This window comes from Neoluteolibacter marinus, from assembly GCF_014904755.1.
Classification (GTDB): Bacteria; Verrucomicrobiota; Verrucomicrobiia; order Verrucomicrobiales; family Akkermansiaceae; genus Haloferula; species Haloferula marina.
Map to the genome: position 1 here is coordinate 22,021 of NZ_JACZFQ010000086.1, position 23,035 is coordinate 45,055.

A 23,035-nucleotide genomic window follows, 5' to 3' on the forward strand; every position below is an offset into this window, starting at 1 on the left:
AGGGGCGAATCCCTTGCGGACGCGTATCCGGAAGGGATGAGTTGCCTGTCTCTTCAGTCACATGGATGGAAAAAGAGGAAATGCCTGTCCTCTTATGTGCGTTCTATCAGCCAGTGATCGCATTTCGCCACAATTGCCGGGGAAGGGTGACGCTGAACACTCCAACAGACGGATGCCGGTTTCGATAGAGGTATTGGGAGAACTGCGGGTGAACCATGGCGGACAGGTTCGGCCGCTGCCGTCGTCGAAAAAAACCCGGGCATTGCTGGCTTTCCTGGCGCTGGCGGCGCGGCCGCATCGCCGCGACCGGCTTTGCGAGATCTTTTGGGAGATGCCCGATGATCCGCGCGGCGCGCTGCGGTGGGCGCTGAGCAAGATCCGGCCGCTGGTGGACGAGCCCGGGCGCAAGCGTCTGGTGGCGGACCGGGAGCGGGTGACGCTCGAGACCCGCGAGGTGGAAATCGACCTGGCGAGCTTGCGCGAGGCGGTCGAGGTCGACGGCATGGCGGTCGATGAACTCGCGGCCGCCAGCCGGCGCCTGGCCGAACCGCTTCTGGCCGGGATCGATCTCGAGGATCACGAAATTTTCCAGCGATGGCTGGTCGCCGAGCGTCTCGAGCTCCAGCGCCTGCGAGCCAAGGTTCTCTCGAGGCTGTCCTGCCACCCCGGCCTGCCGCCGCATGAAGCGCTGCCGTGGACCCGGCAGTGGTTGGAGACCGAGCCGTTTTCCACCGACGCGGCCAGCCACTGGGTCACGCAGCTCGCCAAGCTGGGCCAGGAGGAGGAGCGCGACGCGGCCGTGCGGCAATGCGCGGAGCGGTTCCACCAGGCGGGAATGCCGTGGAACGTGCCGGACCCGACCGATCCTGCTTCACCCTGGCCCGCCCCAAGCCCGGACTCGCCCCTCCAGCTCCAGCAGCGCCAGCGGATCCAGTTTTGCACCGTGGAAGACGGCGTGCGCCTCGCCTTCGCCTCGATCGGCGAGGGGCCCCCCATCGTCAAGGCGGCCAACTGGCTGAGCCATCTCGAGCTCGACTGGGACGCGCCGATCTGGAGCCCGCTGTTCCGCGAACTGGCGCGGGACCATCACTTCGTCCGCTACGACGAGCGGGGCAATGGCCTCTCCGACTGGAAGGCGGCGGACCTTTCGTTGGATGCTTTCGTCACCGATCTGGAGGCGGTGGTGGACGCCAGCGGGCTGGAGAAGTTCGCCCTGCTGGGCATTTCCCAAGGGGCCGCGGTGTCGATCGAGTACGCGGCGAGGCATCCCGGGCGGGTGTCCCACCTGATCCTCTTCGGCGGCTATCCCGCGGGCTGGCGCATTGGGGCCAGCGAGGAGACGACCCGCGAGCGCGAGGCGGTGATGACGCTCACGAGGACCGGCTGGGGGCAGGACAACCCAGCCTACCGGCAGATCTTTTCCTCGACCTTCATGCCTTCGGCGACGGCAGAGGAGCTGTCATGGTTCAACGAGTTCCAGCGCCGGACGACCTCGCCGGACAACGCCGTGCGCTTCCTCTCCGCCTTCGGCGATATCGACGTGCGCCATCGGCTCGCGGAAGTGAAAGCGCGGACCCTGGTGATCCACTCGCTGGGGGATCGCCGCATTCCGGTCGAGGTCGGCCACGAGCTGGCGGCCTCGATCCCCGGCGCGGAGTTCCTCGCCTTGGAAACCGACGGCCACCTCCTGCTCGGGCGCGAGCCCGCGTCGCAGGTCTTTGTCGAGGCGGTGCGCGAGTTCGTCGCCCGGCGATGACGGGATTCTCGCGCCGGCGGAGCGATTCCACGGTTTTTACCACGCTCGCTACCACGGTCGGGAGGGAAGGTGGACCCCGCGATTCACCCCGCGTGCCACCATGTTTCAACGTCTCCACCCTTACGCGTCCGCCGTCATCGGCTTCGCCCTTCCTGCCCTGATCCAGCCCGCGTCCGCCGCCAGCGTCTTCATGGACGAGGCCGGGCTGAGCTGGCTCACGCCCAGCGTCTGGGGAAACGACGCCGCGCCCTCGGCCAGCAACGACTACTTCCTGCGCGCCAACGTCGGTGCCACCAGCGTGCGAGGCACGATGCTCACCTCTCCCGCCGGCACGACCTCCAACGGAAGCGCCAACTTCACCGGCAGCAGCCTCGAGGCGAGCGAACTGACCACGCTCGTCGTGAAGCAGCGCGGCACCGAGACGCTCGCGATCCGCAACGGCAACGGCGATCTCAAGCTCAGCGGCGGCACCATCCGCTTCGACCCCAACCAGGGCGGCTCCACCCCGGTGTTCGATGTGGACCGGCTCACCTTCGACGGCGGCAGGCACTTCATCGAGGTCTCCAGCTCGTCCACCCGGATCACCTTCGACGGCATCCTGAGCGGCACCGGCCGGCTCCGGCTTCTCGCCAAGCGCAACAGCTTCCCGGCCGGCAACGTCGTCACCTTCACCGAGGTCAACAACACCGCCCTCACCGGCACGATCTCCGTGAGCGACGGCATCGTCCTCGACTTCGGTTCGGACGTGTCTCCCGCCGGGAGCATCGAGCTGGAAGACAGCGCCCAGCTCCGCGTCGATCAGGTCATCCGTCTCGGCAGCGGCCGCCTCACTGATCCGGTCAACGGCACTGTGCCCGACGGCACTTATCTCGGAACCTCGCTTGCTGCGCTCGGTGCGAATTACGTCGATGGCGGCGGCGCACTCGTCGTCGGCACGGGCGGCGCCTTGCCCGTGTTCACGGTCACCACGCTTGCCGATGAGCTCGACACGCCGGTCGAGACGGGCGCGGGCCTTTCCCTCCGCGAGGCTCTCGGCCTGGCCGTGCTCGGCCGCATCCATTTCGACCCCGCGCTGGACGGCGGCACGATCCAACTCGACGCCGCGCGCGGCCCGCTGGCGGTGCGCACCAGCGTCACCATCGACGCCTCCGCCCTGCCGGCTGGCCTGACCATCGACGGCGGCTCAAACGGCGACGACGTGCAGGACGCCGGCGAAACCCGCTGCCTCCTCATCGACGACGAAAACGCCGACAACCTCCTCGAGGTCGTGCTGCGCGGCCTCACGCTGCAAAACGGTGTCGCCTCCGGCGACGACGCGGGCGGCAATATCCACAACCACGAGCACCTGACCCTCGAAAATTGCCGCCTCCTCGACGGTCGTGCGGTCGGCTCGGGCGCGAACGGCGGCGGGATTTTCAGCGCGCCGGGCAGCCGCCTCATCCTCACCGGCTGCACCCTCTCGGGCAACCGCGCGGCGAGCACGACGAGTTCCGGCGGCGCCGTCTATTTCGAGACCGAGGCCAACTTCAACTCCGCCACCCTGGTCTTCGCCATGAGCGCCTCCACCGTCTCGGACAACTTCACCGGCGGCCACGGCGGCGGCCTCTTCGTCGGCACCTTCGGCCTCGACAACGGCGGCCTCGCCACCATCGCCACGAGCACGATCTCCGGCAACACCGCCACCAGCGCCGCCGGCGGCATCAGCACCAACGGCATCACCCTCCGCATGAGCGCGACCACGGTCGCGAACAACACCGTCACCGCAACGAGCGGTTCCGGCGGGGGGATCGTCTTCCTCGGCAACGCCATCTTCTCCAACAGCCTCAAGCCCCTCATCATGACGAACTGCACGGTGGTCGGAAACACCGCGGGGCGCGACGGCGGCGGCCTCTTTCACGCCGGCCCGATCGCGGCGAGCCTCCAGCGCTCGCGCTTCACCTCCTGCACCATCGCGGGCAATCGCACGACGGTCCGCGATGGCGGCGGCTTTCTCAACGCGAACGGCAGCCAGCTCGACCTCGTCAACTCGATCGTCGCCGGCAACACCGCCGCCGGTGCCGGTCCCGACATCGACGGCGGCTTCACCTCCGGCGGGGTCAATTTCATCGGCACCACCTCCGGCAGCTCGGGCTTCCGCAACGGCACCGACCGCTCCTTTGCCAACACCGGCTCGTCGCTTGCGACCTTGTTGGCCACGACCGCCGGCGGCAGCGGTTCCCCCCTCCCGCTGCTCGCCGGCAACGGCGGCCCCACGCCGACCGTCGCCCTGCTCCCCAACAGCCCGGCCATCGACGCGGGCCTCGACGGTGCCCTCCCGGCCGGCTTGGAGAACGACCAGCGCGGCGCGGGTTTTCCCCGCATCCGCGACGGCCGCGTGGACATCGGGGCGGTCGAGGCGAATTTTCCCGTGGTCATGGACGCGGCCAACAACAGCTGGCTCACCCCCGCAGTGTGGGACAACGACCAGGTGCCCTCGCCGGCCAACGACTATCTGCTCGCTCCCGTCGGCAACACGATCATGCGCACCTCACCGCAGGGCACAATCGACGGCGGAACCGCCGATTTCACGGGCCGTTCGCTTACCGTGCCCGGCGGGACCAGTCTCCTGGTCAAGCAGCAGGACGGCGAGACCGCCTCCATCCGCGCGGGCGCCGGAGATCTGATCCTCGACGGCGGCTCGCTCCTCTTCGGTCCGAACGCCAACAACCGCCCCAACTCGGTCACCTTCGACGTGAACGACTTCGTCGTCACCGCCGCGCCCGGCGCGAGCATCGCGAACTCTCCGGCGATGGGCCGGGCGACGATCGACGCCCGCCTCACCGGTCCCGGCGATCTGTTGATCGAGATCGATGGCGACCGCACGCTCGCCGGCCGTCCCGTGGCCTTCACCGCCGTCGATGAGGATGGCTACACCGGCACGATCACGGTCGCCAAGAGCCTGGTGCTCGACTTCGACACCGACGTCCTCTTCCGCGGCGGCGCCGGCGTCACCCTGCTCGGCGCCTCGCAGCTTCGCGTGGACCAGCTCCTCGCCTTCCGGGTCGGCCGGCTCGTTGATCCGGTCAACGGCCCGGTGCCGCCCGGTATCTATTTCCCCGGTCACGTTTCGGCCCTCGGCCCCAACTACCTCGACGCCGGCGGCACCCTCGTCGTCTCCAATGCCCTCGGCGACACCGACGCCGACGGCCTGCCGGACTACTTCGAGCAGTTCATCATCGACTTCGACCCGGCCGACGCGGTGTTCGGTTTCGAGGGCGTCGCCGGCCTCCTCGCCGCGACGGCCACCGACTTTGACAACGACGGCGTGAGCGACGCGGCAGAGTTCAAGGCCGGCACCGATCCCACCGATGCCGCCAGCTTTCCGCCGGGGATCCGTTTGGAAAGGATCGAGCCGACAGTTGTCGGAGGCGTGGTCACGCGGGTGGACATTACCTTCAGGAACCTCGACCCTTCCACGACCTATCAACTCCGGCGCGGCCTGAATCTGGAGGTCTTCGACGTGGTGGTGGACACCCAATCTCCGGGAGAGACGGTGGCGACCTTCTCCGACACCAGTCCGCCCGCGGGTGGCCGGGCCTTCTACCGCCTGGAAGAGAGCGAGTAGCGAACGGATCCAACAGCGGGGAACCGGTCCATCAAGGGGGGCGGACCCCGGTGACAGGCTGGCGAATGACGTGGCGGGCGGTGCGCGAGTGCACCGCCCGGCCGTGATCGGGGTCCGGGTGCCGGACATTCCGCTCCGACGGACCGATTCCACGGTTTTTACCACGCTCGCTACCACGGTCGGCAAGGACGATGCGCCGCCGCGATTCACCCCGCGGCCTTCACCCTGGTTCACGGAGCTTCCCGGAAAAATAAGAGGGGCACCGGTCCGCACCCACGATCAACCCAAGCCATCATATGAAACGCAGCTTCCTCGCGCTCGGCGCCAGCCTCGCGGCCCTAGCCACCGCCCCCGCCGATATTACCATTACCGGTGATGTCACCGATGCCACGGGCACCTTCACCCTCTCCATCAATGCCCCCATCACTCTTGAAATGACGGGCACTACCAATCCCGCATTTCTCGTCTTCAACGAATGGGTGACGACGGACGGTACACGAACCGCCACGATTACAAGCCCCGCCGACCAAGCGCTGGAATTCACGGTCATCTCCGGGGAAAGCCAGACTTCCGGCACCGCCGGAATCAACCTCCTGGTTGACAACCACCATCTCAGATCATTCAGCGTCAGCGCGAACGACCCGCTTTTCTCATTTTCTAACCACATTCCTTCAACGAGGGGCGATACCGTCATCATCCCACCCCAATCCGTCACCTTTGCGGGCAACCCGGCCTTCAACCCGGCCCTCTCCAACAGCACCTTCACCGGGGATGTCTTTCTGGCGGCCGGCTCGGATTTCAGGCGTGTCTCCTCCATCGAGGCCGTCCACCTCGTGGTCGATACGGCAAGCGATATCGACGATGGTGACTTTTCTCCGGGCAACCTTTCCCTCCGCGAAGCGATCGGTCTCGCCAACGAGACCGGCGCGGATGTCATTTCCTTCGACCCTTCCCTCTCCGGGTCGACGATCACCTTGACCGGGGGGCAGCTTGAAATATCGAGCTCAATGACGATCGCCGGTCCCGGTGCAGATGTCCTGACCATCAGCGGAGGTGGTGCGAGCCGCATTTTCGCGGAGGTGGGAGACGGGCAGGGACTCATCAGCATCAGCGACCTCACCCTGGCCGATGGGAACTCAAATGAGGATGACGAGAGAGGGGGAGGGGCGTTCTTCTCCAATGGAGGAGCCGTCACCCTGAACCGCGTGGTGATGAGAAACAACAGCTCTCAAGCAAACAGCGGGAGCACCATCGTGATCCACTTCGGCACCCTCGACATCAATGGATGCGCCATCGTCGACAACCTGACCACCGGGGTCGGTGCGATCCGTGTCAGGGAGAGCCGGGCGACCATCACCAACACCACCATCAGCAACAACCAGACACGAGCGATCAGTTTCTTCAGTCAAATTACGAGTGGCAACGATCGCCTGTCGCTGACCAACGTCACCATCAGCGGAAACAGCCTTGGGGGCATCGAGATCATCGCCGACGCCGGACCGATCCTCTTTGAGTATCAAAACACCATCTTCACCGACAACGGAGATTCAAACATCACCGCGGTGACCGGAGGAGTGGCGGGCGTCTCGATCGTCTCGCTCGGCAACAACCTCCTCGATGATTCGCCCGAAGGCGATGCCGCCCATCCCGCTGCGGCCGGTGACCAGCGCGATTCCGACCCGCGGATCGCCCCCCTCGGTGACTACGGCGGCCCGACACCGACCAGCCCGCCGCTACCGGGCTCACCCGCGATCGAGGGAGGAGCGGCGGTTGAAGGAGTCACGGTCGACCAGCGCGGATCTGCCCGGATTTCCGGTTCCTTTCCCGACATCGGTGCCGTCGAGGCGTTCCCGTTCTCGCTTCTTCCCCTCGTCGACACCGCGGATGGCGACGGCATCGACGACCGGATTGAAACGGGCATCTTTGGCAACACCACCACGGCAAACGGCTCGACCGATACCGACGGCGACGGCCGCTCCGACCGGGAGGAGATCGCCAACATGACCGATCCACTCGACGCCACCGACTTTTTCCGGATCCTCGGCATCACTCCGGCCGCAGGATTCGATCCGGTCAGCAACCCGCTTTTCGAAGTCGCGGTCAAAACGTTTCCCGGGCTCGACTACGAGCTGCAGCTCCTTGAGGACCTTGAGCCTCCGACGCCGCCCGCACTCGCGAGAACCGTGGAGATCGTCGAGACCGGCAGCTTTGTCGAAGTCGTGACCGTCTTGATGAACCCCGGAAGGGACTTCCTCCGGGCGGTCCGGAAGTAGGGCGATTCCTGCAAGCCTCCGAGTCAGGAGCCCGCGGATCGTGGGCGGCAGCCCGAGAATTGACGACACAGGGCAGGGCGCTCGCGCCTGCGGGAGAATATGCTTGTTAGGTCTGGATGCGAGAGATAGCGCATCGCGATACAAGCCATGAAATCCCTTCTGATCCTCGTCGGTGCCATCCCCGCGCTCGTGCCCGTCCTTTTCGCGGAGACGGTCAACCGCACAGGGATCGCGGGGACGCCCGGAACCTCCGGAAGTTCGCCCGGCCAATCCGGTAGCAACGGTGGCAATGGCGAAGGACTCACCGATTCCGTGGTTTCCACCACGGATGCAGACAAGTCGCTGACCCTGGTCGCGGGGAGCGGCGGCACCGGCGGTGGAGGCGGGGCCAATGCCAACGGCACCGGCGGCAGCGGGGGGCGCGGAGGCCATGGCGGCGCGGCGAATGGAACCGGGGAGATCACCCTCGACGCGCCTTCGCAAATCCTTTCGCTGACCATCCGCGGAGGGAACAGCGGACAGGGAGCCAACGGCGCCAGCAAGAACGGCGGCGGTGGAGATGCCGGCACTCCCGGTGACGCTACGGCGCACGGAACCCTCACGGCAGGTGCGTCCACCACCCTCCAGCGGGCGACATTCAACGTGAACGCGGGCGCATCCAACGCCGCGGGGGCGGGTCACGTGGACACGCAAGCCCAGACGGGCGGCACGGGTGGCTTGGGCAAGACCGGGGGCGAAGCGCGCGCCAGCCTCGTGATGCACGGCGGCGTGACCACCACCACCCAGCAGGTCAACATCACTTCCCTGGCTGGTGCGAACGGCCCCCACGGCAGCGGATCGGGCCTGGGCATTTCCTTGCTGAACGATCCCAGCCATCCTGTCGGTTCGGAAGTGGATTTCGACATCTCCACCCCGGCGGACAATGCGTCCGTTTCCGCGTCGGTGATTTCAGGCGGTGGCGGCGGGATCGGCCGGCCGGCCAGCGTCTCCGGTGGTCCGATGCCCTCGCGCGGAGTCCTGCGCGCTTCGCGGATCGAGGCGAGCGGATCGAATGCCTCGATCACCGCTGGGATGGATGTGAGGGGAGGCACCTGTGTTTCCTACGCTCCGCCGAGCCTGGGGATCACGTACGCCATCCCCGGGGATTTCCCGTCCGTCGCAAGGGGCGCTTCGCCGCTGGTCGAGCCGCTCGATCTCGTGGCGGGGCCAGGTGGCTCGATCGGCGGCAGCGTCACGCTTTCATCGGGAGCGGGGGGAGCCGTCTTCGGCGGCAGCTTGCTGCGCCCTGGCGATGGAGGGAAGATCGAGGTGACGTCGCCGGTCCTGCGTGCGGTTTCCGGCGGCGGCAGCATCGGGCTCACCCTTTCGGGCAATGCCGGCGCCGGCGGGTCGGGGACATCCAGGAACGGCACCGGCGGCCACGTTTCGCTGTTCAACGGTCTGAGCGCCGACACCGCGGCCGGACAGGTCTCCCTCACCCAGACCGCGACCGGCGGCCAGTTCGGCGGACGGGGTCTTTCCCATCTTGAAATCGATGGCACCACCAGCGGGATCCTTACCGTCAATGCCACGGCATCCGGCGGACAGGTCTCGGATGGCAGCTCGCCGGGCTCTTCGCTCGGCTCCGGCGACGCGACAGCCATCGTCCGCGGCATCGGCTCCCACACCACGGCGAACGCGACCGCCACGGGAAATACCGCTTCGAGCGTGAGCTTCGGCGCGTACGCCAATGCCCTCGGCGATGCGACCGGGCCATCGAACGTCAGCACCGTCGCCCTGGCGCGTGCGGGGAAGGGGATCAACCACGGAAGCTCCACCGCCACCAGCGTCGCCCGAGTGACTTCCGCGGGAACCATTGCCTCCGCCCGCTCCACGACCAACGGAAACTTCGGCAAACACGACGCGACCGCCGTTTCCGCCGGGCACGCGTCGCTTCCGGTCTCATGGGTCGCCTCCACCTATGCCGCGGATCGGATCAGCCGCGGCATCTCGGATGTTTCCAACGCCGCCCTGGCCGGCGCGAATGTCCCGAACACCTCGTTCGCGAACTTCGCCACCCGGAATGCGTCCTTCGACGATCAGAACGCGGGCCAGAAGCAACAGGCCGTGACCACGCCCTTTGGCTCGAACCCGGTTCCGGCCGCGTTCTTCGACAACCTCACCGACGAGAGACACCTGATCTCCTGCCGCTTCGTCCAACCGGCCGGCACCTACGATTTTCCGAACGGCGCGACGACCACGCACACCCACGGCGGTGTGTTCAAGCTGCGCGCCGGGGCCTCGGGCGGGCAGCTCGTGATGTCCGGGGTGGGATTCACCTCGTCGGGCGACGGCTTTGATGACGGCGTGTTCCGCTTCCTGAAGGATGGCGTCGCCGTGCAGGAGATCCCGTTCGCCAATCCCGCCGAGGCCGCCGCGGTTTTCGCCAACCAGTCCACCGTCCTCGCCGATCTTTCCCAGGCGAACGACGGGACGGTTTTCTCTTGGGAAGTTCAGTTCACCGTCTCCGCCTCAACGCAGGGCTTCAGCGGAGATTTCCTCCTGTCGGCCACGGAGGACAGCGGTCTGGCCACCGCACCTCCCGCTCCTCCGGTCCAACCGGTCATCGATCAGCTCACGGTCTCGATCGATCTCTCCGACGCCTTCGCTCCAGCGGGCAGTTTCGATGGGAGCATTGGAGGGGCAGCGCCCTTCTCCCAGGTCGGCATCGAGGCGTCGGCGGATCTCGGGGAAGACGATCCATGGACCGTCATCCGCACCGTCACCGCGGACTCGACCGGCCGGGCGATGTTCGGTGATCTCCGGCACCCGGCCCAACCGGATGCCCCGAAGATGTTCCTCCGGGCCCGCACGGAATGAACCCGTCGCCCGGAGACTCCGGGCCGATGAACGGAAGCAAGTCGTTGCATTCCGCACGTTCGCGGGATGAGACGGGATCCACCCTGCATGATGGTTCCGCCGTCGGCGGTCCCGCGGTCGGAGGAAATCCCTGCTCGCAGCAGGGTTCTCGCGTTGGCGTCGCCATGGAATTCCTTCTGCTAGAGACCGCTCCATGCATTGTCCCGCCTTCCTCAAAGTCCTCGGTGCCATTCCCGTTCTGCTCCTTGCCAGCTGCGCCACCGGGCTGCAGTCCGGGGATGACCCCGGTCTCCAGCACGATCTGGATGGCGAGCACACCTATCAGTCGGAGACGGGATACTCCTACTGGGACAACCGTCCGGGCGACGGGCCGATGCGGGTGACGGTGGACCTCAGCGAACAGACCGCCTACTTCTTCAAGGGCACCGTGCCGGTCGGCAAATCGCGGGTCGCCACCGGGCTTCCCGGTCACCGGACCCCGACCGGATCGTTCACGGTGATGGAGAAGGTCGTCGACAAGCGATCGACACTCTATGGCAGGATCGTTTCATCGACGGGTGAGGTTCTGGTCAGCGAAGCGGACATTCGCCGGGACGAGGTTCCTCCCGGCGGTCGATTTGTCGGAGCCGCCATGCCCTACTGGATGCGCCTGAACTCGTCGGGCATCGGCATGCACGTGGGACCCATCCCCAACCCGGGGCTCCCCGCGTCCCACGGCTGCATCCGGATGCCCAAGACCATGGCCCAGATCCTGTATGCCAACGTCAGCGTCGGGACGCCGGTGAAGGTGGTCCGTTGACCGGGGCCGCTGCCACCGGCTTGGCAATCGCATATCTTTCATGGCAACTGGCAGGAGAGCTGGCAGGACGCCAGTCCACGGCGTGCATTTCCATTCATGAAGCTCTTCGATTCCTTCCGCGCTCTGTTCCGGCCCGGCAGCGACCTGTACGTGTTGGGCTCGTCGATCCTGTGGGGGCAGGGTCACCCCGCGGCGGCGAAGATCGACCGGAAGGTCGCGGGCTTCATCGGCTCGGAGTTCGAGGAGCGTCCCCGGGTCCATCTCCTCGCTCATTCCGGCGCTTTGCTCGATGGCGATCCGTCCTCGCCGCCCGAGTCCGTTCACGGCGAGGTTCCCACGCCATGGCCATCGGTCCTCGCGCAACTCCACGCGGCGCCCGCACCCCGGTCGGACCGGATCAGGGTTCTGTTAGAGGGAGGGATCAACGATGTCGGCGGCGTGCGGATTTCAAGTCCGGCGACTCCCCCGGAATACCTCGAAAAAGCCACCGAACGTGCCTGTTACCACGATTTCAAGCGGCTGCTCGAGGCGGTGTTCGCGCGTTTCCCACGGGCTGAAGTCTATGTGCTCGGCTACTACCAGATCCTCGCGGAACGAACCGTCCGCAAGGATGTCGAGGACATGCTCGACCGTGAAGGGCTGCCTCCAGTCGACGATGACGACTTCGACCTGGCGGAAAGGGCGATTGGCAATAGCCGGCTCTTTCGCGAGCGCTCCGACTTCTGGCTGGCAAAGGCCTGCCGGGAGGCCGGTCCGTCCTGCACCTTCGTGGAGGCGGGCTTCGACGCGGACGAAGGCATGTTCGGGAAGCCCAGCTTGCTTTTCCATCCATGGTCGAACGATCCGATGATGGGCCTGCGGGCGAGGAAATGCACCTTGGCCCTCGCGAGACGAAAGACGGGCTTGCACTGCTTTCTCGCCGCAACTGCGCATCCGAATGAAGCCGGCATCGACCGTTATGTAGCGAACCTCATCGGCGCGATGAGGGAAACCGCGGCGCGGCGGAAGCGGGGACCAAACTTCAGCCCCCGGTGACGGCTCGCCGCTATCGCGACAACAGCCGTGTCCCGGGGGAGGAAGCAAGGATCACAAAGGGATCGGGGTCCTGGCCACCAAGAGACGCCTGTGGCCAGGAACGAAGTCCCGTCATTCAACGCCGATCCTGAAAACGCGGACGTTCCGGTCCAAGCTGCGATTCCGCTCGGGGGCATCCGCCGGATAGCGGGCTTCGCTCTCACCGTAGCCGACCGGGATCAAGCGCTCGGGATCAATTCCCTCGCGGACCAGGTCGCGCACGATCGCCTCGGCCCGCCGCTGGGACAGGACCATGTTGTCATCGTAGGAACCCTCCGCCGAGGCATGGCCCTCGATGACGAATCGGGCATCCGCCAGAGCCGGATTGGCAATCGCATCGGCGAGCGCCATCAGCATGTCGTAGGAGTGGCCGTCGGCGAAGCGCGTCGATCCCTGGGCGAAAATGATGTCATTGCTGCTGATCATCGAGCTCTGGCTGACCGGGTAGGACACGACCACCGACTCCTTGCGCCGGTAGTTTTCCGGCGGCTGCTCGTTGGCGTATCGATGACTTCCCCTTTCGTCTGGGAAGTAGCGGTCGACCCGTTCCGCCGGTTGCACCGATACCCGGTCGAGCGCGGCGGCGGCGAGAAGGATCGCCGGGATGGAGTTGCGCGAATCGAAGCGCACGTAGCGACGGCCTTCGTGGTAGTAGCGCGGGGGTGCTGCCTGGAATCCACCGGCTGCCGGGCGCCGCCGGCCGTCTTCTCGCGCATCGCGGCGAGGTTCGACGCGGCCGGGCCGGCGGAAAAACTCGGGGGCTTCCTCTGACTTCGACCGGCCGCTGAGCTGGCGCAGCAGGAACTCGGAAGCGCTGCGGATTTCATCGCGATCCCGGCTGCCACCGCCTTGGCGCCGGTTGTCGCGGAGCCGCGGTTCGAGACGCGTCTCCCGGGCAGCCTCCGCCTTGGATACCGCGCTTTCGGCGCCGATCAGCTCACGGATCATGGCGCGGGCTTCTTCCTTGTCCTTCAATCCGAGCTTCCTGCGATCCGCCTTTTCCTCGACCTGCCTCGCGGTGCGGTCCACCGCCCGATCGGCATCCTTGGCCTCCTTCACTTCCTGCTTCGACTCAACCCTGTCTCCGGGCGGCGACGCGGGATCAGCCTGACGGTCCGGTTTTGCTTCGGTGACGTCGTGCGTCGGCGCGGGCCGCCCCTTTTCCGCCATCGGCCGCCCCTTCTCCTTGCCGGCAGTATCACCGGAGTTCGGTTGCTTGTCGTTCCGCGGATCCTTCGCGGATCTGGCAGCACTTTTCTCCGCGCGCCGGCTGGCTTTCTCGTCTTTCGCCTCGCTCCGTTTGATCGCGTTCTCCAAGCGCTTCCGGGCAAGCTTGACCTTGGCCTCCGCCATGGCCTTTTCCGCACCGGCGGATTTCTCCGCCAACTCCTGGGCATCCTCCAGATCAATCCTCGCCTGCTCGACCCGCGGGTCGTCGGCTTCGGGGCTTTTCACGGCATCGTCAGCGGCATTGCGGACATTCTCCGACACCGCTTCCTCCCGGTTTTCATCGACGTCCTGCGCCAAAGCCGGGTGGCCGGGAAGGATCGAAAGCATGACGGAAAGCGGGATGTAGCGGGAAACTTTGAATCTCATGATGTGGTTTCTGGGTTGGCCATCCCTCCTTGCGGTAAGCATGCCACCCCCGTGAACCTTGAAACCACGTTGATTCCGGCCGCTTCCGGATGATTGACCGGGTCAGAATGCACCATCCGATTGCAGGGTGCAAAAGGATCGCCGATCCCGTGCACTCCTTGCCCCCTGGGCCGGAACGGCTGCAATACTCCTCGATGAACACGGTCAATCGAGGCGGTGGAGCTGCGGGGGCTCTGGATCTCGCGGATGGGGGACGTGCAAGGGATGCGTCCTGACGAAGAATTTTTCCGGGGCGCAATTGCCGGGTAGATAGGCAGTGAATGACCCATCTTCAGGGGAATGACCTCGATTTCCCGGGCGCATTCCGTCGTCTGTTTCCACTTCGTGTCGCGGGTGGCGTGTCGCAGGTTCGGAACTCGGCATGAAAAGAACAAACTTGCGGAGTTCATGTGGACCTACGAGCGGCTCTGCGGACGTCGGATTCTGGCCAACGGCAGGATGGCGAACCACTCGCATTCTATAGCGAAGGTCCCGCAGCGACCGGGCGGATTGCGAACTGCAGGACGACACCACGTTGGTGAACAAGGAGTCGTTCTGCCTCGGGAGGAAAATCGGTGGAACGCTGGGATATCTTCGACCATTGCGGCGCGGCCGCGAAGCTGGTTCGAGGCCATTGCGCTGACTCAACCGACCCGCCTCAAAAGGCGATCGATTTCACCGATCTCCACAACCTTCGGCGGGAGGTCTCTTCTAGCTCCAGAACGAGAAGATTGCAGTGAGTTGGGCTTGAGCCAAGCGCCGGCGTATCTCGAGAGTCCCCCGCTATGCTGAAACCAGTTCGGCGCGTCCGCGCTCCAGGAGTTGCTGCCGGGGGATCAGTGTGTTCCGTCGATGCATGAACAACACGGCGAAGTTTCCGCCGAGAATGATCAGCGAGAACAAGCCGAAGCCCAGCGATTGGTCGCCGCTCAGTTTGCCCGATGCCATCAAGGACCGAGCGCCGAGCGCGGTCAGGGGCACCACCAGCAGCGCGTTCACGGCGAGCAGGAGCTTGATCTCCCTCGCGGCGGCCCTGGTCTGAACCAGCGTCCATTCGATGGCGGTGCGCACGTCATTCGTCATCGGCGCGAAGCGGCGCGACTCGGCGACCCGGAAGCGGATGAACTCAAGGTAGGTGGCCCAGAGTGCGAGCATTGTGACGATGGCCGGCCAGGCTTCGCCCATCGACGTGCGTCCCGTCGCGAGTGCCCAGATCCCGAGTCCGGTGACGAGGCTCATGTTGAAGCCGAAGAAGCCCATGCGGATCTTGAAGCGCCTTCCCGAGTCCCGTTCCTTTTGAAGCACCTTCGCAAGGTCACAGGGGACCGTGTTCGATGCGGCGTTTGAGTTCCAAATCGTTTCGATATCATTCATTTCATTTTCCCTTTCATGGTTTCAGCCAGTTGTTTGCGCACCCGATGAAGACGAACCGCCACGGCGTTCTCCGTGGTGCCGATCACCTCGCCGATCTCCGCGTGACTCAATCCGTCCAGTGACATCGTGATCACGGACCGGTCGATCGGCGGGAGTTCGCGGATGCACTCGTAGAGAATCTCGAGCCGTGGATCCGGCGGAGACGTGGCGGAGGGTTCCTGTTGTTGATCTGTCGTGGTCCCGGCTTCCCGAAACCTGCGCCTGCGTTCGCCGCGGACCCAGGTCAGGGCACAGTTGTGGACCACCCGGTAGATGAAAGTGGAGGACTTGGCATCGCCGCGGAAGTGAGGCATCGCCTTCCAGAGGCCCAGCATCATCAGCTGGATCAGATCGTCCCGGTCGGCGGGCGCGGCGAACGAGCTGGCGACCTTGTGAAGGATGGCCTGATGCTCCCTCAGCCGGCCGGCAAATTCGTTTTCTCGATCCGATGAATCCACAGCGTGTTCGTTTGTGGAATAGGATGCCGGCCCAGGCGGATTCCTTACATGAGAATCAGCGGCCTCTCGGTCGGAGGCTCTGCGCTCACGTGAAAACGGGCCGGAAAGGGGAGCAGGTGACAGAGTAGATGCCTGCCCCGAATGTCACCGGGCCAGGCCGTGTTTGCCCACGTTTGGCGGTGCTCGCCTTGCCTCTTGTCGCGGAAGGACCGCGTCCTTCCGTCGGGGTGCGGTGTGCTGGAAGCCAGACCGAGAAAATGCCTGCCCCTTGATGCCGTTGATCAGCTGTCGATTTCGAGACCCAGTTCCTTCCGTAGCAGGAACCCGAGTTCCGTTTCGGTGGGTGCCAGGCACTCGGACATGCCGAACTTCACGATTTGCACCCCCTTTTCGGTGGTTCCGATCGCGAGGTAGACGTCCGCGGCCGCGGGCAATCCGCGGTAGCGGATCGCCGTGACCTTGCCGAGGAAGCGGCCGTCGCCACCTTCGCTGGTCATCATCTCCATCCCGTCGGCGGTGAAGCCCTCGAAGTTCCCGCGGATGGCTTCGTTGATGTAGCTCTGGATTTCCTCAGTGGTCATGTCGCGAAGGCGGACTCTCCGGCTGGCAAGGTCATATGGCCAGCACAATGGGGTCAGCTAGTGGGGCTGGCTCCGGATGGCATGGGACCAGGACACGCTTCGCAAGTTGCTGACGGTGGCTCGCCCTTCCTCTTGTAGCGGAAGGACCGCGTCCTTCCGGCGGGGTGCGGGTGTGATGGGAATCAGACGACAGCATGAACGAGCAGGGCCGCCTTCCGCTACTTATTTTGAGCTTCAACGGCTTCCCTCCGCTCCGGATCAGCGCCCGCTGGCAGTCATCACCGCGATCTCCTCCTCCGTGTGCCCCAGCCGCTTCAGGAAGGGCCCGAGGTTCTTGCGGTGGCGGGCGGCGACCACGTCGCCCTGCAGGACCTCCATCCGTTGGGCGGGATCGAGCGCGGAGATCAGCAGCGCGCGGGCCTCGTCGAAGTTGTGTCCTCCGCTGTATTCGCCCCGCCGGAGCATGCCGATGACATGCTGCTCAATGGTCGCGTCCCCGCCGACCTGGTCGAGGAAGACCTGTAACATCTCCTTCTCCGGCGTTATGGCCAGCGCCTCCCATGCCGGCTCGTAGCGCGCCTTCTCGTCGGTGGAGGGATCGAAGCCGTCCGCCAGGAAGGTGCCCACCTCGGCGGGCGTCGCGACTTTCGTGTAGCCCTCGAAGAAATCCCGGATGTTGCTGTTGAACGACACCTCGCGGCCGAGCTGGAGCCACGCGTAGGCCGCCTGAGGATCGAGCTTTGACCACTCGGTGAGCAGGTTGCCAGGAACCGACGACAAGGTAAGGCCCGGGCCCGCCGCCTCGCTGGCGTCGGCGATGCCGTTCAGGGCTGTTGCGAAATCAAATCCCTCGGGATATTCCAAGCCCGGCCCGGTCCTAAAGCTTTTGTTCGAGACCCCCAGCCGGCAAACTTCGACCACGAACTCCGCACCACCCTTGGCGGACTCGAAAAGAAGGCCGGAGGGGATCTTCGGATTGCCCTCGTTGTCCTTTGAAAACTGCCGCGCGAGCTCAATGGCCTTCGCCAGATCGGTCTTTGCCTCGTGCCCGATAAGGTCGGCGATCAGCGCAAGCCGGTCCTTCTCCGACGACAGCGACTGCGTCCAGGCCAGTGCGCCGTCGGGGTCCTGCTCGTACCATTGCAACAACAGGTCCTTCACCAACCGCTTGTCGTCGTAAGCCAATCCGAACAGCCCCGCCCTCTCCTCGAGCAGGCCGAGCAAGGCGGGCATGTCCTCCGGAGATAGCCCGGCGAGCAGGTCCTTGTGAGCCTGCCCATGGGGCTCGCGGGTCAATTCGTCGAGCGTCCGCTCCGCCGTCGCCCGCCGCTCTGCCGATCTTGACCGCATCTCCGCCGGCGGACGCCGGGACACCTTGGCCGGTGGCGCTGATTTCTCCGGCACAGGTTCCGGCGCGGGCTTCATCCACCAGCCGATTCCGAATCCCACTGCCACCGCCGGCACGATCACTGTCCAAGTTGCTTTCATCGGTCCAGGAAGATGAGGGTCACGGCGTGTCCGCGGGGCCGACCACGAAGAATCCGCGGCCAGGGCCTCCCGGGGCGGTCACCGTGCGGCTGGCCGGGGCACCGGTGCCGGCGACCGTTTCGAGCAGGACGTAGTCGATCAGGTTGTTCGAGAAATAGATGCCGTAGTCCTGTCCGGCGGCGGTCTCGAACTCGATCGTGTTGCCGCCTTCGCCATCGGGCTGAAAGGAAAGAATGGTGATCTGTGGCAGCGGGATCAGCGTGGAGGCTCCCGGTCCGGTGGTGGTGAAGCCTGCCGGAACCGGAAGGGTGGTGCCGGAGCCCGGGACCGGCGAGTAGGTGCCTTCCGGGGCGGGGACGGCGGAGCGGCAGCCGGGAATCGGCGTGAAGGTTCCGGTCGGCGCGGGGAACTGCGTCAGGTTGCCGCTGCCGGGCGCGTAGCTGCCGATATCGGCGGGAGTCTGGTTCATCGATCCAGGTACGGGGACGTAGTAGCCGGGACTCGCCGGGATCGCCTCCTGCATGCCGGGAACCGGACAGTAGGTGCCCGCTGGGGCGGGGGTGGGTTCGATCGCGTCGGCGACCGCGGTGAAATGTCCGGCCGGTGCGGGGAGCACCTGCTCGGTCTCGAGGTCGATGTAGTAGCCGGGCAGACTGCTAAGGTCGACCGAGCGGAAGATGAGGCCGTTGCTGGTCTGCGCTGCGGTCGTTACGGTCACGGTGACGTCGCCCACGGGCGTGACCGGCTTCTGGACGGTGATGGACGTGTGGCTGCTGGTGAGGACAGGTGCGTCGAGGCCGCCGAAGGTCACTGTCGGGGTCAGCCCGAAACTGCTGCCCGACAGGGTCACCTGGCTGGTGCTGGTGACGAGGGCCCGCGCCGGCATGAGCGAGTCGAGGACCGGTGCGTCGTAGGAGAGGAGCCCGTCGGGCGAGACCTGACCGGCGACGGTCACCTTGACCAGCTTGTTGGTGCCTTGGCCGGACGGCAGGGTGCACTGGATGGTGCTGTGGGATTGGAAGGTCACCGGCGCGATGGCCCCGCCGATGGTGACCGCGGCGCCAGTGGTGCCGAAGTTGTTGCCCTGGAGCTCGATCATGACGCCGCCGGCGGTCGGCTTGCCCGCGGGAACAAGGATCTCCACCAGGACCGGCGCGTCGTAGGAGACGAAGGCCTCGGGGGCGGTCTGGCCGGCGACGGTGACGGAGACCGTCCGGTTGGTGCCTTGTCCCGGTGGCAAGGTGCACTGGATCGAGTCATGGGTTTGCGAGATCACCGGCGCGATGGCCCCGCCGATGGTGACCGCGGCGCCGCTGATACCGAAGTCGCTGCCCAGCAGTTCGACCGTGACGCCACCCGCGGTCGGCAGGCCCGAAGGGCTGTTGACCTCGACCACGGCCGGGGCGTCGTAGGAAAGGAAAACCTCGGGAGAAGTCTGGCCGGCGACGCTGACCGCGACCAGCCGGTTGGTGCCTTGGCCGGGAGGCAGGGTGCACTGGATCGAGTTGTGGGTTTGCGAGATCACCGGGGCGACGGCGCCGCCGACGGTGACCGTGGCGCCGCCGAGTCCGAAGTTGTGGCCCAGCAGTTCAATCGGGACTCCTCCCGCGGTCGGCTTGCCCGAAGGGGCATTGACCGCTGTCACGGCCGGGGCGTCGTAAGAAAAGAACACATCGGAGGAGGCCTGGCCGGCGACGGTGACCACGAGCGGCAGGTTGGCGCCTTGGCCGGACGGCAAGCTGCATTGGATCGAGGTGTGGGTCTGCGAGATCACCGGGACGGGGCTGCCGCCGAGGGTGACCATGGCTCCGATGGAGCCGAAGTTGTTTCCCTGGAGTTCGATCGTGACAGCGCCCGTGGTCGGCTTGCCGGAAGGGGCATCGATCGCCGTCACGACGGGTGCGTCGTAGGAAAAGAACGTCGGGGGCGGGGTCTGCCCGCCGACGATGAGCTCGAGCGGAAGATTGGCACCTTGGCCGGGCGGCAGGGTGCACTGGATCGAGGTGTGGGTCTGTGAGATCACCGGAGCGGGCGCGCCGCCGATGGTGACCCAGGCGCCGGCGGTGCCGAAGTTCTCCCCCTGGAGCTCGATGGTGACGCCTCCGGCGGTCGGCTTGCCCGAGGGGGCGGCGATCGAGGTGACAGAGGGGGCCTCGTAGGAGAGGAAGGCGTCGGGCGAGGCCTGGCCGGCGACAGTGACCGTGACGATCTGGTTGAAGCCTTGTCCGGGTGGCAGGGTGCACAGGATTGAGGTGTGGCTCTGCGAGATCACCGGGGCGTTGGCGCCGCCGACGGTGACCGAGGCGCCGGTGCTGCCGAAGTTGTCACCCTGGATTTCGATGGTGACACCGCCCGCGGTCGGCTTGCCCGACGGGGTGTTGATCGAGGCCACGAACGGCGCGTCGTAGGAGAAGAAGGCAGGAGGAGCCTCCTGGCCGGCGACTGCGACCGTCACCAGCTGGTCGCTGCCTTGACCGGGCGGCAGGGAGCAATGGATCGAGGTGTGGGTCTGCGAGATCACCGGGGCGGATGCGCCGCCGATGGTGACCGTGGCTCCGGATTCGCCGAAGTTGCTGCCCAAGACCTCGATCGCGACCCCGCCCGTGGTGGGCTTGCCCGAGGGGGTGTTGAATGCCGTCGCGAGCGGCGGGTCGTAAGTGAATTGCAGCGCGTTGGACGTGTCCCCGAAGGCGGTGACCGTGACCGGAAGGTTGGCTCCCTGGCCGGGCGGGGCGCTGCAGGTGATGTCGGTGTCGGTCTGGGCGGTCACGGTGGCCGCGGCGCCGCCGATGAGGACGGTGGCCGAACCGAAAGGACCGAAGCCGGTGCCTTCGAGGGTGATCGAGCCGCTGCCGCTCGTCGGCGAGCTGCCGCTGATCGAGCTAAGAACGGGCGCGGCGTGGACGGCTCCGGCCGCCAACAACAACAAGCCGATGCGAAGGACAAGCGAGCGCAGGGCCGCGAATGGAGAAGTCGGGTCGAGCATGGCCGGGAGGTTCGGGGAAAAGCGCGGCCAAGTCGATAGGGAAGGGGACGGGGGAACGTGGACCGCCCTCTTGGCGTGGCACTTGGGATCGCAGGACATCCACATGATGATTCCTTGGTGGCGGCCTCTTTGAGCTCCCGTTGTTAGAGAATCACCGCATCGGGCGATCGAAAAGTTGGACCGGCTGGAACCTTCGACGGCATTCCGGTGAAGGATCCCTCGATCGCCGGGGAACCCCGTGCAAGCGGAGGGAGCTCCGATAGAGCCGCCCTCCCGGCACGGGGAGAATTCCGGAGACCAATGCCCTTGACGGGACGGGGAATCTGCCGCCCCTTAGCCCTACTTTCCCTCACCAGCCGTATTTTCCCGACGTCGAGATGATCATCCGTTTCCCCCTGCTTGTTCCCGCCCTTCTCTGTTCCATTCATCCGGCGATCGCGGACACGATCCACGTCGATGCCTCGATTTCCCCGTCCGGCGACGGCGGATCATGGGAAAGTGCCTTCGGGAATCTTTCGGACGCCTTGGACGTGGCGGTCTCCGGCGACACGATCCTGGTGGCGGCCGGCGAATATCTTCCGGGTCCGTCCGGCCCGAGCTTCAAGGTCAATCCGGGTGTGACGGTCCTCGGAGGTCATCCCAAGGGAGGCGGAGAGCGTGATCCGGGCACCCATTCCACGGTTTTGCAGGGCTCCGGCAGAATTCTTCTGGTGGTGGGTGGATCCGCGCCGGTGGTTCTCGACGGCCTGCGTTTCGAAGGGGGCGAGGCCGTGGTGAGCTCGAACCTGCAGCCCGCCGGCGCCGCGATCGCGGCCTTCGACGGCGGGCAGCTGGAGATCCGGAACTGTCAATTCGCCAACAATCTCGCCTGGGACCAGGGCAGCGGGTTCTCCCGCAGTCCGCTTGGCGGCGACATTTACTATCATCATAGTGGGGGGACCTACGCTGATATCCTGACCATCGGGAGCTGCACCTTTTCCGGTTCGCTATCGCCCGACGTGGACGCCTACGGCGGGGCGATTTACGCCAGCGTCCCGCAGGCAACCCTCACCGACTGCGAGTTCACCGGCTACCGCGCCTTGAATGCCGGTGCCATCTATCTGCTGATGGACGGGAGCGGGGGCGGCGCGGTTTTCTCGAGGTGCCGCTTCAAGGGCAACGAGGCTCGGTTCGACGGCGGGGCGATGATCATCGAGGGCGGCGCACAGGCGGTGAACTTTTACAACTGCCTGTTCTCGGGGAACCACTCCGGGGACTATGGAATCCCCGATGCAGACGGCGGCGCGATCCGGCTCGGCAAGCCGGGGCCGACCACGTTCATGAACTGCACCTTCGCCGGCAACTCCGCGGGCGGGGATTACAACCAGCTCGCGGGTCGTGGCGGCGCCATCGCGGTGAACGGGGGAGCGGGACAGACGATCCAATTCCTCCACAACCTCTTCGCCGGCAACTTCGAGACGGCAGGGCTCGGGCCCTATGTCAACGCGGTGAACTTCCCGGCCGGTTACATGGGGAGCGCGACCTTCGCCGGCAACCACACCAGCGAGGAGGAACTTCCGGATTCAATCCCCGCCGTGCCGAACCACACGCCATTTTCCGCGGTATGGTCGCCGCCGGAATTCCGCACCCCGATCACCCTCCAGACCTCCCAGCTCGGGGGTGCCACGCGGTTCCTGGCGACGACGGCAGGGGACCTTGGCATGGACTATCCGAGTCCGCTCGCCGATCTCGCGGCGGAAGGAGTGACCTCGCATGCAACCCTCTATCTCCCCGCCGGGAGAAACGAGTTCGACGCGGCGGGGCAGGCGCGTTCGCAAGGGTGGGTGCCGGACCCGGGATGTTTCGAAGCCCAGCCGGCGCCCGGCACGGTGGAAGTGGTCGGGTTCGAGGTCGATACGACTTCGCAGACCAGCAGGCTTGCCTTCGTTTCCGATGTTCCGGTGCGGGTCCAGCGCAGCTACGATCTCAACTTCTGGTCATCGACCCCGGTCAGGACGATCTCCCCCTACTCCCGCAACGAGTCGCTTCAACTTCAGTTCGGCGAATCGACCTTCTATCGCGTCGAGCGCGCCCCGTGATTCGCGGGCGAATGGGGGTCCACGGCATCGG

General features: G+C 65.8%; 13 protein-coding genes. 7 read left to right on the plus strand and 6 right to left on the minus strand.

Features of this window, described 5'->3' with window-relative positions:
- Window positions 1-172: 172 nt before the first annotated feature.
- From IG178_RS16310 to IG178_RS16335, 6 genes are all read left to right on the plus strand, one after another.
- The gene (locus IG178_RS16310) at window positions 173-1,756 is read left to right on the plus strand and encodes a bifunctional AfsR/SARP family transcriptional regulator/alpha/beta hydrolase (RefSeq protein WP_193213637.1); all 1,584 of its coding nucleotides are present in this window, start codon (window positions 173-175) and stop codon (window positions 1,754-1,756) included.
- 100 nt (window positions 1,757-1,856) lie between these two features.
- A complete protein-coding gene (locus IG178_RS16315) occupies window positions 1,857-5,360 on the plus strand; it encodes a choice-of-anchor Q domain-containing protein (RefSeq protein ID WP_193213638.1) in 3,504 nt (1,167 codons plus the stop codon).
- A 296-nt stretch (window positions 5,361-5,656) separates the two neighbouring features.
- Window positions 5,657-7,633 (plus strand): choice-of-anchor Q domain-containing protein, encoded by a 1,977-nt coding sequence (locus tag IG178_RS16320; protein ID WP_193213639.1) that lies wholly within the window; start codon window positions 5,657-5,659, stop codon window positions 7,631-7,633.
- A gap of 147 nt (window positions 7,634-7,780) precedes the next feature.
- Complete coding sequence (locus IG178_RS16325; protein ID WP_193213640.1) at window positions 7,781-10,492, plus strand: hypothetical protein; 2,712 nt, start codon at window positions 7,781-7,783, stop codon at window positions 10,490-10,492.
- 193 nt (window positions 10,493-10,685) lie between these two features.
- Window positions 10,686-11,291 (plus strand): L,D-transpeptidase, encoded by a 606-nt coding sequence (locus IG178_RS16330; RefSeq protein WP_226895509.1) that lies wholly within the window; start codon window positions 10,686-10,688, stop codon window positions 11,289-11,291.
- A 96-nt stretch (window positions 11,292-11,387) separates the two neighbouring features.
- Complete coding sequence (locus IG178_RS16335) at window positions 11,388-12,326, plus strand: SGNH/GDSL hydrolase family protein (RefSeq protein WP_193213641.1); 939 nt, start codon at window positions 11,388-11,390, stop codon at window positions 12,324-12,326.
- A gap of 111 nt (window positions 12,327-12,437) precedes the next feature.
- Here IG178_RS16335 and IG178_RS16340 read toward each other — a convergent pair whose 3' ends face one another.
- The 6 genes from IG178_RS16340 to IG178_RS16365 all read right to left on the minus strand — a co-directional run bounded on the left by IG178_RS16340 (window position 12,438) and on the right by IG178_RS16365 (window position 20,926).
- Window positions 12,438-13,961 (minus strand): OmpA family protein, encoded by a 1,524-nt coding sequence (locus IG178_RS16340; RefSeq protein ID WP_193213642.1) that lies wholly within the window; start codon window positions 13,959-13,961, stop codon window positions 12,438-12,440.
- Window positions 13,962-14,783: 822 nt separating this feature from the next.
- Window positions 14,784-15,260, minus strand: a complete 477-nt coding sequence (locus IG178_RS16345) for a hypothetical protein (RefSeq protein WP_193213643.1) — start codon at window positions 15,258-15,260, stop codon at window positions 14,784-14,786.
- A gap of 110 nt (window positions 15,261-15,370) precedes the next feature.
- Entirely contained in the window at window positions 15,371-15,871 is a 501-nt protein-coding gene (locus tag IG178_RS16350; protein ID WP_193213644.1) for a sigma-70 family RNA polymerase sigma factor, read from the minus strand.
- A gap of 281 nt (window positions 15,872-16,152) precedes the next feature.
- Window positions 16,153-16,452: a hypothetical protein gene (locus tag IG178_RS16355; RefSeq protein WP_193213645.1), complete on the minus strand. Its 300-nt coding sequence runs from the start codon at window positions 16,450-16,452 to the stop codon at window positions 16,153-16,155.
- Window positions 16,453-16,710: 258 nt separating this feature from the next.
- The gene (locus IG178_RS16360) at window positions 16,711-17,940 is read right to left on the minus strand and encodes a hypothetical protein (protein WP_193213646.1); all 1,230 of its coding nucleotides are present in this window, start codon (window positions 17,938-17,940) and stop codon (window positions 16,711-16,713) included.
- A 19-nt stretch (window positions 17,941-17,959) separates the two neighbouring features.
- The gene (locus IG178_RS16365) at window positions 17,960-20,926 is read right to left on the minus strand and encodes an IPT/TIG domain-containing protein (RefSeq protein WP_193213647.1); all 2,967 of its coding nucleotides are present in this window, start codon (window positions 20,924-20,926) and stop codon (window positions 17,960-17,962) included.
- 377 nt (window positions 20,927-21,303) lie between these two features.
- Between IG178_RS16365 and IG178_RS16370 the strand changes: the two genes are divergently transcribed.
- Window positions 21,304-23,004: a right-handed parallel beta-helix repeat-containing protein gene (locus IG178_RS16370; RefSeq protein ID WP_193213648.1), complete on the plus strand. Its 1,701-nt coding sequence runs from the start codon at window positions 21,304-21,306 to the stop codon at window positions 23,002-23,004.
- Window positions 23,005-23,035 lie beyond the last annotated feature (31 nt).